Source organism: Microcoleus sp. M2_D5, assembly GCF_036701935.1.
In the GTDB taxonomy this organism is placed as follows: domain Bacteria; phylum Cyanobacteriota; class Cyanobacteriia; order Cyanobacteriales; family Microcoleaceae; genus Microcoleus.
The window spans coordinates 18647-32316 of record NZ_JAUBRP010000026.1 but is presented as its reverse complement, the minus strand read 5'-3'; the positions used below and the strand labels follow the sequence as shown (position 1 = coordinate 32316).

Genomic DNA, 13670 nt, shown 5'->3' with positions numbered 1-13670 from the left:
TCGATATCTCTTTCGCCCGCTAGGTGCGATCGCAATTTTTGCCAGTCTTGGGCATCGATCGCATTTGCAAAACCGATAATAGTATCTACAACCCCAGCGCGGTCAACAATCCAGCGGATTTCTGGCCGTTCCTACATCACAAATAAATTTTGTGAGTTGTGAGTTCAAAAGATTTTAATTTTTAACCGCAGATGAACGCGGATTAACGCCGATTTTTTATGTTAATTTTATCCTTTGACTCCGGCGGCGGTTTCTGTTGGCACAATGTATTTTTGCAAAAGCAAAAATAGTCCTAAAACGGGAACAATAGAAATAATGGAACCCGCCGCAACTAAACGCCAATCCAAAGAAAATGTCCCGGCTAAATTGGCTACACCTAAAGGTAAAGTGTAATATTCCGGCCTGTCTAAAACTAGCAGCGGCCACAGAAAGTCGCTCCAAGAACCGATAAATACGAAAATTCCTAGGGTGACTAAAGCAGGCTTAATTGCCGGAATCATGACGTGCCACCAAATGCCTAATTCGCTGCAGCCGTCGATGCGGGCGGCTTCTTCTAGTTCTTTGGGAACTGCTAGAAATGCTTGTCGTAATAAAAATATGCCGAAGGCTGAGGCTAGCCCTGGAAAGATTACGCCTAAATAACTATTTTTTAGTCCGAGTTGTACTGTCAATATGTATAGGGGAATCATGACTATTTGGAAGGGAATCATGATTGTGGAAACGATTGTGATTAAGATGGCTTCGCGACCTCGAAATTTTAGTCTGGCTAAGGGGTAAGCGGCGAGGGCGCAAAAGAAAACGTTGATGCTAACTGTGAGGCCGGCAATCAGGGTGCTGTTGAACAGGTAGCGGCCGAAGGGGTTTGTTTGCCAAACTTTGATGAAGTTTTCGAGGGTTGGCTGTTGTGGCAACAGTTGCGGGGGAAATTGAAAGATGTTTTCGTTGGGGGATTTGAGGGAGGTACTGAGCAGCCACAGCAAGGGAAATAGCATCAAAAGTGCGATCGCGCTCATGATGCTGTAAGTCCACAGGGTGCTCCACCGCGAGGGAGTGTTGTTTGGGGAATTTGGTTTTTTAGTTTTGAGATTGTTCATTGTTGGGATATGATGATAAGTCCTTGCTTCGTGAGAAGCCTTGTTGTCCATAAGGGGATTATTGCCATGAAACCGTTTATTTACGAAACTATGTACATTCTGCGCCCTGATTTGGGTGAGGAAATGACAGACCAGGCGATCGCTAAATATCAAACTATTTTGCGCGATCAAGGTGCTGAAAATATCGAAACTCAGCACCGCGGCAAGCGCCGTTTGGCTTACGAAATCGGCAAGCACCGGGACGGAGTATACGTTCAAATGAACTATACAGCTCCGGGCGCTGCAATTTTTACCCTGGAGCGCGCGATGCGTCTGAGCGAAGAAGTGATTCGCTATTTGACTATCAAGCAAGATTTGCCCGATGCACCTGAAGCGGAAGCTGAAGCTGAAGTCGCCGAGTAGCGATCGTGTCAACTTAACGTTTTATGTAGTACCAGTCTACTGTTTGACGATTAGGGCCGCTTATTCCCCGGCACGCCTTTCTTAAGGGCTACGCTGTACGCACAACTTGAAAAACTAACGTCAGAGCCTTGAGTTCCCCCTGGCATCCTCCTGAAAAAGAGGCTAGGGGGCTCTCTGCAATTGTGGGTACAGCCTAGTTTTTTAAGGGCGGGACTTGATGTTAATTGAAATTATAGGTGAATGGGCGATTTTTTTTCTAGGGGAGGACGATCGCTCTTTTTTGTGGGGAGGCTGCTGGGACTTAATCTATTGTTATTAACAAAGAAAGCTCGCTTTTTCAGGATGGCGAGGGCGATTCACTTTAGCTTAACTCTATTATCTACTTGACTACAAAAAACTTAACTATGCTTGAGCATAGCTGCTTAATCATTGTAAATCTAATTGTGATTCGCTATTTATTAAATTTACTGTTAACTAAGCCAAATTCGACTCCCTGGAGAGACGAAATTCTGCCTCTATCACTCTGAACCAAAAAATAAAGTTATTTTTGCCACTAGCAATTACGTAGTCGCTAAAATGTGGCTCTTAGAAGAGGAGTATTGTCAAATTTTGCCAACGGCTGCTTGAGGTGGGGCCTGAATCCACGAGCCAAAGCCCGATCGCACTCCCCGCAACCTCGATCGAGATTCTCGCCCCATAGCCCCATTGTAAAGTTTTGTGACAATTTTAATTTGGTAGCTTTAGATACAGAATTGTCTGTTATAGTGATAGAAGAGAAGAAAAAACCAGCCCAACATTAATCTAAAGAATACGGAGGAACCCCCTATGTCTACCGAAAATCAAGCTCGCTCCCTGATGATGCGCCACCACCAACTGGTGAAGAACCGGCAGCAATCCATGCTCAACCGCACCGCCACCGAAGTCGGCATGGAAGATACGCACTACTGGGGTCACATTCAAGGCAAACCGCAGCCCAGCTTTCAAGCCAGCTACGATCGCAGCAACGCCACTATGAGCTAGGCCAAGCTCAATTTCGACAATTGCCTACGAAGTTATTACCTATAATTTGGAGAAATCAGTTATGTCAACTCAAGAACAAGCCCGCAACCTGATGATGCGCCACCAACACGTCGTCAAAAACCGTCAGGAATCCATGCTGAGCCGTGTGGCTGCTGAAGTTGGTTTAGATGCTGGTTCTCCAGCGAGTATCGATCGCAAATAACTCTTTTTTCAACGGCGAGATAGTTGAACCGAGTTTGTTGTTTGCCAGCTAAAAAATTAATAATGTCAATTACAAAACCGTCGCGACTTCTTCTTGAGTTCTAACTCTAGATTGGAAGCCGCGATTAGTTTTATGGAGAATGGGGAATGGGGAATGGGAAATTGGGTTCAAAAGAATCTAAAATCTAAAATCTAAAATCTAAAATCTAAAATCGTTCGACTGAGCGCTCACGCCGAAGTCGAAAATCTAAAATCTAAAATCTAAAATCTAAAATGGTATAATCCCCTTTCAGCAGATTGAAGGCTACTAGGGAGGTCATCATGTCGGACTGGAAAGAAATTGACGGCGGAGTTACAGCACCCAGAGGGTATAGAGCATCGGGAATTACAGCGGGTTTGAAGCCTTCAGGCTTGCCAGATTTAAGTTTAATTTTGTCAGAGGTAGACGCGATCGCCGCCGGAGTCTTCACCACATCCACTGTCCGGGCAGCTTGCGTGGACTACTGCCGCCAGCGTTTGCAAGCTAAACCCAGCGCCAAAGCAATTTTGTGCAATGCGGGACAAGCTAATGCTGCTACTGGCGAACAAGGTTTGGCAGATGCCCTCGAAAGTGCCAAATTGTTGGGAGAAGCGCTGAATATTCCTCCAGAATCAATTCTTTTGGCCTCCACTGGCGTCATCGGACAGCGGATTAAAATGGAGCCGCTGAGGGCCGCAATTCCCCGATTAGTTGCTGAGGCGTCGGAAACTGGTTCCGATGCGGCTGCTAAGGCAATTTGTACGACTGATTTAGTGCCGAAAACGATCGCCCTGGAAACAATGTTTGGCGATCGACCGGTGCGTATCGGCGGCATTTGCAAAGGTTCGGGAATGATTCACCCGAATATGGCAACAATGCTGGCATTTGTAACTTGCGATGCAGCAGTGTCATCGCATTTGTGGCAAGAAATGGTGAGTCGGGCGGCTAACAGAAGTTTCAATCAAATTACTGTTGACGGCGATACCAGTACCAACGACTCGCTAATTGCTTTGGCAAACGGTCAATCCCGCACGCCCGCAATTACGGAAATGGGGGCAGATGCTGAAAAATTAGAGGCGATGCTGACAGAAGTTTGCGTGCATTTAGCAAAGGCGATCGCGCGTGACGGCGAAGGTGCAACTTGTTTGGTAGAAGTGCAAGTTAGCGGCGCGCTGGATGAAGTTTCTGCGAGTAAAATTGCCAAAACAATTGTCGGTTCTTCCTTGGTGAAAGCTGCTATTTTCGGACGCGATCCGAATTGGGGCAGAATTGCGGCGGCGGCTGGGCGCGCTGGTGTCGCTTTCGATCAAGAGAATTTGCGGATTCAATTGGGGGATTTTTTGATGATGGAAAACGGACAACCTAAAGAGTTCGATCGCGCTGCAGCAAGTAATTATATGAAAGCGGCTGCGGAGGGAGAATATTTGAAGGCTGATACAGTTTTAATTCAGGTTACTGTCGGGAATGGCAGCGGTTTTGCGAAAGCTTGGGGATGCGATTTGAGTTACGACTACGTGAAGATTAATGCCGAGTATACGACTTAAATAAGTCCAGGTCGTTACAATTCCGGGCGGTTAGAAACCGCGCCTACACAAACAAAACCAGACGAGAGAAAGTTGAAGGCAAATTTCACACAATTTAAACTCAACTTCCCCCCGTGGGGGGAAATTAAAAAATCTGAAACCTTTACTCACCGAGTTAATCTCAGCTTTTTTGCTCCTGATTTTAAAATCGCTAAAGCCGTTACAGAGCTCAGCTTTTTATGATTTTAACAAAAGAGCGGTAAAAATCTTATTCAGACTAAGTTTTAAGACTTTTTAAGCTTATTATTAATAAGTCTAATATAAAGTTTGAAAACACGCCCTAACCAAAACTATCGGAGACAAACACATAGCCGCCGCCATATCCAACATTATCATCCACTAATATTAAGCCCTCGTTACCCTGCGGATCGCCACTCTGAGCAAGTCCATAATTCACCACGCGCAACAACCGCTGCGGCGTAAACGATTCCAATTCCACAAAATTCCCTGCATCCAGCCATGCTAGTTCTTCTGCTGTTAAACCTTGCCTTACAGCGTCGGGTAATTGACGGGCGGTTTGTGCCATTGTTTGAGATTGTTGTACAAACATATCGCGGGTTGCTAAGATTTGACGGGGAGAAATTCCCAAATCAAAAATTGTCACCTGTTGATTCGCAAACCAGTTTGGATTAGTTCGCAGTTGATGCACTAAACCAACTCCAGCAGGACTCGCATTGTGCAGCGCATATACTTTTAAATCGGCATTGCGCCGCAGCATTTCGATTACGGTGTTGAAGATGCTTTGGGGATAGCCACTAATACTAAGAATGGCGCAGTTGTTTTCAAAATGAACGTTGTTGGCAATTAGGAATTGAGCTATTTCGTCAGTGTCACAGATGATTGCGCGATCGAAGCTGTAGGCGCTAACTTCGCGATCGATGGTGGCAGGTAAAGCTTCTTGGCGAGGTGCAGGCAGCAGTTTTTCTACCGTTCCGTTTACAGTTTGCCATCGTCGCAGCCACTCAGTGCTCTGCGACTCATTGACGAAAAATACTTCACCAGTTATTTGCGGATGGCGTTTTTGTGAAATACCGAGCCAGTAGGAAGAGATCCCTAGCAAAGTCACTGTCATATATCCGGCAAAAGAGTTGCTAATCAGGCTGAAGGGAATGCCTGTCACTAAAATAATTATTCCTAAAGTTTGTAGTTTTATAGCATTATTGGTTCTACCACGAATACCTTGCTCTGGAGATTTGCTATTTATGAAAAATGTCCACATCCAACCAACATTATAAATAGCGAATGCGATTACAAATGCTAGTCCTAAATGTGAATCCTTAAAAGTATCTGGAAACGAACTGAGCGCGACCGCACTGCCGAATATTACCACAAAAAACTCAAAAAATAAATAGGTTAAAATCCACAACCATCCGCTTCTGGAGTCGCGAGCTTTAAGCCGTCTGTCAATGAAGTACAAAAATTGTTTTGGTGTGAAGAACAACATATTTTGGCTGGAAATATCTGCGATCGCCTTTTTGAAAAACGGATCGGTGAATGCCAACTTTTTATCAGTGACGGTAGTGGGTTCAAAGACAAACGGATGGTTGCACTGTTTACAGCGACCTGAGTTCCTGGTACGATCGCTCAAAATGTTGTCGGTATTGCACTGGACGCATTTCATTCCCATTTCGGTTACTCCTGATTAATTTGATACGACTTATGCACGGGTATTCAGAAACCGGGTTTTTTTCGAGGATACTGCATTACAACCCAGATTCTGGTAAAAACCCGGTTTCTTGGTTGTGATGCGTAAATCCCGTTTAAAAGATTTGCCCGTTTAACAAGATAGAATAGTCTTCTCGCTGTCGAATTAATCGATCGCCCTTAGCATCAATCAACACCTCAGCAGGGCGGGGGCGGTGCAGAAAATGCGACGACATTGCATAGCCGTAAGCCCCGCTATCCAAAATCGCGATCGTATCTCCAATTTTGAGTTTCGGTAGCCAACAGTTGCGCCCCAAATAATCCCGCGAATAAGTCGTGTTGCCGCAAATATCCGTTTCATGTCGCGATACATCGCCGGTTTCCCAAGTTGCGATCGCCCGATAGCCCCCGTGTACCGCAGGCACCGAAAGATTTGATACAGTGGTATCGACACCGACTATTTGCCGAGATCCCAACCACTTCACAGACACAACTTTTGCTAGCAAAATACCGCAACCTGCGATCGCCGATCGTCCCGGTTCAATCACCAACTCGATCGGGCGAGATAGCGCACTCAATCGTTCAGTTATCGCCGCACCAAACTCCCGCCAGTCAAACACCGCACCGCCTCGATAGGGATAGCCAAAACCACCGCCAAAATCGAGAGTTTTCCAATCGGGTAACTGTTGGGCGATCGCAATTAGGCGATCGATTGCCTGCGTAAAAGCACCCGTGGCGTTAGTTCCAGTCCCCCGATAAAAATGCAAGCCAGTAATCCTTAAACCGTGCTGCTGCGCGATTTCGCAGGCTTTTTCAAATTCAGCGGGACGCACTCCAATTCGGCTGTCTCCCGTCAATTCCGGTAAGTTGAGGCGCAGTCCAATTTCGGCACGGATCGATCGCGGTTGACTCCCGGAATATTCGCAAAAATCTTGGAGTTGCGACAGACTATCGAAGTTAAATCGCTCGATCTTCCACTCGATCAATTGCTGAATATCCGCCCTGTTGAGGTTACTGCCGGTGTAGACAATGCGATCGCTCGTAAAACCCGCTTTCAGCCCCAAAAAAACATCCCCCGGTGTATTCGCGTGTAGCCCCCAACCAGCTTGCTGAATCAATTGCAACAGAGCAATATTACCGTTGGTGACGCTAGCAAAATGAAACTGAACGTGCGGATAGTCGATCGATCGCGTAATATGCTCAAGAGTCTGACGGAGGATATCGGCCTGATACACATATAAGGGCGAACCATAAGTTGACAAAAGTCGCTTGGCTAATGCTTCCGAGAACGGCGGCGAATGTATTTTGGTTTCATTCTGTAGCAAAGATTCAGTCATAAGGAATAAGTTCGGCAACGAGGAATGTACGGGATTTAACGGATGTAACGGGTTATATCAAGTCCGATGGATCTGTCTGATATAATTCCATATCTTGTAGGGGCGGGTTCACCAGTATTCTCAACTTCAAAGCCAACAAATTTATAAACCCGCCCCGCCCATATCAACAGTCAACTGTCAACTGTCTTCGATATTTCCAAATGCGCTGCCCGATCGCCGGTGGCAACCAAAACACATGATCGAGCGATCGCTTAACCGGAATTTCGCCTAAAACCTCGGTTCGCCATGCCTGCCACATCAGCAGCAGCCAGAGATTGTTGCCAATATAGCGATCGCGCATTGCAACTCCGAGTTGTCCCGATAACATCGAGTCGGCCAAATGGGGCTGCCAGCAATTTTGCGATCGCAACTGATTCGGATTCAGCCGATCGCCGATCGCAGCCCAAAACTCCCGGTAATACCAAACCTTCAACGGCACACCCATCCCGCGCTTTTCCCGCCAGACAATTTCCGGTGGCAGCCAGCGTTCGGAGGCTTTTTTGAGGATGTATTTTTCGCACGCACCTTGCAGCAGCAGCTCGCCAGGGAGTTGAAACGTCCAGTCCGTGAGGTCGGGGTCGCAGAAGGGCGATCGCACCCACAAACCGCAAGCAAAAGCCAATTCCGTTGCCCTCGGCTGAATATTTTGGGCACCTTTGAGCATCAGCGAAGCGCGCCGTAACCTCGCTAGCAGGGAAGGACAGGTTTCGGGATCGATCGCGTCTTGCAGGTAAACGCTCAAATCGTGAGACTGGATGCGATCGAGCATTTCTGGCGAAAAAATCTGTTTTTCATAACCATAAAATCGCTGAAACGTCCGCAAATACTGCTGTTCAAAGGTTTCTTCTCCGGCGGGATGTTCTGCACTGTAAACTCCGTGTGCAATCAAAGGTTTGTTTGTCCATCCGGCAAATAGCTGATCGCCATTCTCGCCATTGAATACAACTCGCACGTCTTGCGCCGCCGCCTGTTTGAGCAAAAACAGTGCAGCCGTGGTGCCATCTCCATAGGGTAAATCGAGGGCTTTGGCGGTTGGCCCGATCGCGCGCAACACTGCATCGCCCGTCGCCGCCACCCGAATCAGCGGAATCTGAAAAAAGTCCGCCACCTGTTGGGCGTAGGGCAGTTCGGAATAGGCTTCGACACCAAAATCGAGGGCATAGGCGCGCACCTGCAAGCCTGCTTTCACTAGCAGCGCCGTCACTAGGGAAGAATCGATGCCACCGGAGAGTAAAACGCCCACGGGTTCGTCGATCGGCAAATCGGCCACCTGTCGATCGATCGCCTGTTGCAACAGCCCTTGCAATTGTGCGATCGCCTCATCCTCACGGCGCAGTAATTGGGGCGCTTCTTGCCAAGCTGAAGGCAGCGATCGCACTTTCGGCAGATCGTTAATATCGGCAATTTCCCAAACCATCTCGCTTCCGGCTGCTACGGATGCAATTTGCTCGATCGGCGTTAACGGCGCGGGCACGTAGGAAAAGCAAGCATAACTGTGTAGGGCGATCGGGCTAATTTGAGGGGAAGCAATCAGCGGTAGCAGCAATTGCATTTGCGTCGAAAACCAAATCGTTTCTCCCAACTGCATCCAGTAAAGCGGCACCCGCCCAAACGGATCGCGCCCCAGCCTTAGCTGTTGGGCTTCTACCGCCGCCCAAGCATCTCCCGGAAAATCGGTTGGCCCAAATCGCCCGCAAGCATTCAGCGTCACTGTGTCAGCCGTGAGTACAGATGCAGAGGCGATCGCCCATTCTGATAATTTGCCCTGCCGAATGCAGTAATCTGGGACTAAACGGCTGAGCGTTTTTGTGTGCTCGCCCTCTCCCCAATAGCCGATAAAATGTGAAGGTTTGCCGATCGCACCCATTAGATGTCTCCAATAATTATTGTGGAACAGGCATCTTGCCTGTTCAAAACAGGCTTTTTTGGATAAGTCTATTTAGATATCTCCAATCATCATTGTGGAACAGGCATCTTGCCTGTTCAAAACAGGCTTTTTTGGATAAGTCTATTTAGATTAGATATCTCCAATAATTATTGTGGAACAGGCATCTTGCCTGTTCAAAACAGGCTTTTTTGGATAAGTCTATTTAGATATCTCCAATCATCATTGTGGAACAGGCATCTTGCCTGTTCAAAACAGGCTTTTTTGGATAAGTCTATTTAGATGTCTCCAATAATTATTGTGGAACAGGCATCTTGCCTGTTCAAAACAGGCTTTTTTGGATAAGCCTATTTATTTCACCGTGAAAGGTTCACTGCCGATCGCGCGCCCATCCAGGGACATCCGAACTTCCCATTTGCCTGGGGCTGCGGCAGATCCGAGATCGTAAAAGCAGTGGGTATTCCAAACCGCAGTATCGATCGTGCGAGTTTGATACCTACCCTGATGCACAGTTTGACCGCTAGGATTAATCCAATCGCATTGCAGAGACAATTCATTGCCGATCGGAGCATTTTGCAACCTCACCTGATAGTAGATGCGGGGATTAATTTGACGGTTGACTTGAGTGAGGCTGTCACCGCCCTTTTGAGATAGGGAAATTCGGTCTTCTCCTGCGACAACTCGAGCAGTTTTTTGTTGCTGATTTTGCCCGAACAGTACACCTATACCGATCGCAGAAATGACAACGGCTGTCGAGGCGATCGCGATCCAGCGGTTGCGTCGCTGCTGTTTTTCTAGGACTTCGCGGCGGCGCATTTGGGCGATCGCATCTTCTAAAAGCTCATCAGGAAGATTCAACTCCCGTAAAATTTCTCTTACCCGATCGGGTTCCAATTCTAACTCGCGCTGCTGCGATAACTTGTCGATTTCAGCGACTACCTGTGCTAACTGAGTTTGAGTGAGTCGAGGTTCCATAGAGTTCCTTCCCCGTAAAAATTAGATATAAAAATCACATCACATTTCTCTTCTCTTCCTCTGCGCCCTCTGCGCTCTCTGCGGTTAAATTACTCATATTATTCAATAAACAGCTCTCAAAGTCAATTCATAAAAATCCTAACCTTAACCTCATAAAATTTATGTAAAAGCTATGGTAAGGTGCGTCGCCATCTATACTCTCCAATTTTTATTGAATCTCTGACAGCGACGCACCCTACACATTATCGCTAAGTCCTCTATTTAAGAACCTCGATTATAAAATCAAGACTGCTGCACAGTTCTATTTTCGTTTCACTTAAAGGCAATTTGCCTGAATTGATTTTTTCCTGTTGGCGATTCAACCAAATTGCGTTTAATCCCGCATTTTTAGCACCACAATAATCAGCTTTGAAGCTGTCGCCGATATGCAACACATTCTCCGCAATGCAGTTGTGCTTTTGCAAAGCGGCGGTAAAAATTTGAGAATCGGGTTTGGCTGCACCAACCTCGGTGGAAATTGTCACTGATGTGAAATATTCAGCTAAGTTTAGTGCTTTTAATACTGCATAAATTCTGGAATCGAAATTCGATACTACTGCTAATTTAATCCCTTGTTGCTGCCACCTATTTAATGCTGGGAATACGTCGGGATAGACGAACCAAGGTTCGGCGGTGGCAAAATGAGCGTAGAGTTCGACAAAGAATTTGGGAAAGTCTGAGAATTGATTGAAAACGCCTGCTTTTTGAAAAGCGTTCGCGCAAACTGCTTGCCACCATTCAAATTCTAGCTGGGGAATTTGGGCTAATTCTCTTCCGGGAAATGCCATCGGATTTGAGTCGGCAAAACTTTGGAAAAATGCTGCATTTAACTCTTCGTTAGAAACAGTTACTCCCCAACTGCGGGCAAATTTTTCGTAGACTTCGCCGACGCTGCCGCGCACGTCAAATAGCGTGCCTGCGGCATCGAGAAAAATAATTTTGGTCATTTGAGAAGAAAAAGGGAAGAGGAAAGAGGACTTATCGCACATCCGGTTGCATCGGAATGATTTAACCACAGAGGACACAGAGATCGCAGAGGAAAAGAAGAGAAGAGAAGAGAAAAGAGATTTGAGTAATTCCTTCTTTGTTCTTCCTTTTTTCTTCTTCCTTCTAATTAGTTGTTTGCGGATTCACCACACCAGAATGATTGGCAATGTTGCCTGCAGGTTCAAATCTGCCTCCTAAATATTTGGCTAGGAATTCTTCGGCGATCGCATAAAAGTGCAGGCGATTTTCCGGTCGCGCAAATCCGTGTCCTTCGTCTGTATACAGCACGTATTCTACAGGTTTGCCGGCTTGCTTCATGGCATTGACAATTTGCTCGCTTTCTGCTAATTTAACTCGCGGGTCGTTAGCACCTTGGGCGATTAGCAAAGGTTTCTGGATGCGATCGACAAAAAATAAGGGCGAGATCGATTTCAGAAATTCTGGTTCTGTTTCCAGATTTCCGACGCGGTGATACAGACTTGCTTTTCTCGGTTCCCAGTAAGGGGGAATAGTTTGCAGCAGTGTAATCAAATTGCTTGGCCCGACAATATCGACAGCGCAGGCAAAAACATCGGGACTAAAAGTCAATCCCGCTAAGGCAGCATAACCACCGTAAGAACCGCCCATAATCGCAATTTTATCCTGTAGGGCAATTCCTGTTTCTACAAGCCAATTAACGCCATCTAGCAAGTCGTCGTGCATCTTAGCGGCCCATTCGCGATTGCCGGCATTGAGAAAGGCTTTGCCGTAGCCGGTGGAACCGCGAAAATTGATTTGCAAAACGGCGTAACCTCGGTTTGCCAGCCATTGGGCTTGTGGATTGTAACCCCAGGTATCGCGTGCCCAGGGGCCGCCGTGAACAAGCAAGACTGTCGGTACGGGTGTGGCGACGCCGACAGGTTTTGTCAGGTAGCCGTGAATGGTTAAACCATCTCTTGCGGTGTAAGAAATGGGTTCTATTGATGATAGCGGTAGACCTTCGAGTTTGGGTTGGTTGCTGAACAGGAAGGTGAAGGTTTTGGAGGCGCGATCGAACGCATAGTGGTAAACTGGGCCGTCGTCTGTCATGTAAGCGATTAGCCAAGTGGTATCGGCGAGGTTTCGGCTGGTGATGGAGAATTCGCCGGGGCGGAATTTGCCGATATCCTCAAAATCCTCTGCTATGCTTTGGTCTAAAATCTGCCACTCTTGCTTGTCCTTGTAGAAGGAAACCGCCTGAATCTCTCGCTTGGTGGGGTGTACGACAATGCCGCCGACATCGTATTCTGGGTCAGAGGCGAGATCGGTTTCTTGTTTGGTTTCTAAGTCGAGTGCGATCGAACGTTCGGCGTTAGCATCGTGATTGCCGATGATGTAAAGAATTTTGCCGTTTTCTGAGAACATGAGGGCACCACCTTCCTCATCGGGCCCCCAGGTTCGCAGGCTTTCCCAAGACTTGTCTGCAGTTTCCCGAAACACTAATTCTGACCCGCCGTCGGCAGTGGTGGCTGTGGCCGCCCGCACTTGGAATTGGGCGTCAGCAATCCAACCGACGATGTTACCTGGATTGTCGGTATCAAATTCAACGGCACCATTTTTGAGGTTGATGCGGTAAACGTCGTGTTTGCTGCGATCGCGGATGTTCATTCCCACTAATATTTCATTGGGGAATTTGCGGTCAAAGGCGATCAGATGAGATCGAACACCTTGAAATGGTGTCAAGTCGCGAACCAGATTTGACTGGATATTGACTAAATATAAATGCCAGTTTTCATCACCGTCTGCATCTTGGAGGTAAATTAACTCTTCGCCGCTGTAAGCCCAGTAAAAGATGCGAATGCCTCGTTTTTTATCTGCTGTCAGTTGGCGATCGTCTGCTTGACCGATGGTACGCAATTGCACTTGCAAAACGTTGTTTTCATCGGGTGCAATGTAGGCGAGATACTTGCCATCTGGTGAAAGTCTGGGGCTAGCTTTTTCGGAATTTCCGAAGAGAATTTCTCGCTCTATCAGGGGGGGAAGTTCGGTTTTTTGCTGTTGAATTGTAGGAGTTGGCATTTTTTATTGTACCTAATATTTTCTATAGGAACGGGCAAGATGCCCGTTCCACAAGAATATTGAATTTTTTGGGAACGGGCAAGATGCCCATTCCACAAGAATGTTGAATTTTTTGGGAACGGGCAAGATGCCCATTCCACAAGAATGTTGAATTTTTTGGGAACGGGCAAGATGCCCGTTCCACAAGAATGAATGTTGAATTTTTTGGGAACGGGCAAGATGCCCATTTCACAAGAATATTGAATTTTTTGGGAACGGGCAAGATGCCCATTTCACAAGAATATTGAATTTTTTGGGAACGGGCATCTTGCCCGTTCCACAAGAATGAATGTTGAATTTTTTGGGAACGGGCATCTTGCCCGTTCCACAAGAATGAATGTTGAATTTTTTGGGAACGGGCATCTTGCC

At 46.9% G+C, this 13670-nt stretch carries 12 protein-coding genes; 4 read left to right on the top strand and 8 right to left on the bottom strand.

Annotation, left to right across the window (positions count from 1 at the left end; translation table 11 throughout):
• Positions 1-227: 227 nt before the first annotated feature.
• The gene (locus QUA50_RS13400; protein ID WP_333298428.1) at positions 228-1094 is read right to left on the bottom strand and encodes a carbohydrate ABC transporter permease; all 867 of its coding nucleotides are present in this window, start codon (positions 1092-1094) and stop codon (positions 228-230) included.
• Positions 1095-1160: 66 nt separating this feature from the next.
• On the opposite strand from QUA50_RS13400, the gene rpsF reads away from it, so the two are divergent.
• From rpsF to argJ, 4 genes are all read left to right on the top strand, one after another.
• Entirely contained in the window at positions 1161-1496 is a 336-nt protein-coding gene (rpsF, locus tag QUA50_RS13395) for a 30S ribosomal protein S6 (protein WP_332956545.1), read from the top strand.
• 825 nt (positions 1497-2321) lie between these two features.
• On the top strand, positions 2322-2516 hold the full coding sequence (locus QUA50_RS13390; protein ID WP_006631905.1) for a hypothetical protein: 195 nt from the start codon (positions 2322-2324) through the stop codon (positions 2514-2516).
• A 61-nt stretch (positions 2517-2577) separates the two neighbouring features.
• A complete protein-coding gene (locus tag QUA50_RS13385) occupies positions 2578-2718 on the top strand; it encodes a hypothetical protein (RefSeq protein WP_015176121.1) in 141 nt (46 codons plus the stop codon).
• A 320-nt stretch (positions 2719-3038) separates the two neighbouring features.
• Positions 3039-4280, top strand: coding sequence for a bifunctional ornithine acetyltransferase/N-acetylglutamate synthase (gene argJ / locus QUA50_RS13380; protein WP_333260952.1), 1242 nt, complete (start codon positions 3039-3041; stop codon positions 4278-4280).
• Positions 4281-4599: 319 nt separating this feature from the next.
• Here argJ and QUA50_RS13375 read toward each other — a convergent pair whose 3' ends face one another.
• From QUA50_RS13375 to QUA50_RS13345, 7 genes are all read right to left on the bottom strand, one after another.
• Positions 4600-5946, bottom strand: a complete 1347-nt coding sequence (locus QUA50_RS13375) for a hypothetical protein (protein WP_333298430.1) — start codon at positions 5944-5946, stop codon at positions 4600-4602.
• A gap of 133 nt (positions 5947-6079) precedes the next feature.
• Positions 6080-7300 (bottom strand): decarboxylase, encoded by a 1221-nt coding sequence (locus tag QUA50_RS13370; RefSeq protein ID WP_333260946.1) that lies wholly within the window; start codon positions 7298-7300, stop codon positions 6080-6082.
• A 163-nt stretch (positions 7301-7463) separates the two neighbouring features.
• Positions 7464-9206, bottom strand: a complete 1743-nt coding sequence (locus tag QUA50_RS13365) for an asparagine synthetase B family protein (RefSeq protein ID WP_333260943.1) — start codon at positions 9204-9206, stop codon at positions 7464-7466.
• A gap of 369 nt (positions 9207-9575) precedes the next feature.
• A complete protein-coding gene (locus tag QUA50_RS13360; RefSeq protein ID WP_333260942.1) occupies positions 9576-10199 on the bottom strand; it encodes a DUF3859 domain-containing protein in 624 nt (207 codons plus the stop codon).
• Positions 10200-10456: 257 nt separating this feature from the next.
• A complete protein-coding gene (locus QUA50_RS13355; protein WP_333260939.1) occupies positions 10457-11185 on the bottom strand; it encodes an HAD-IA family hydrolase in 729 nt (242 codons plus the stop codon).
• 163 nt (positions 11186-11348) lie between these two features.
• The gene (locus tag QUA50_RS13350) at positions 11349-13262 is read right to left on the bottom strand and encodes a S9 family peptidase (protein WP_333260936.1); all 1914 of its coding nucleotides are present in this window, start codon (positions 13260-13262) and stop codon (positions 11349-11351) included.
• 22 nt (positions 13263-13284) lie between these two features.
• Positions 13285-13670 (bottom strand): hypothetical protein (locus tag QUA50_RS13345; protein ID WP_333260933.1); only part of this gene is annotated, 386 nt, incomplete at its 5' end.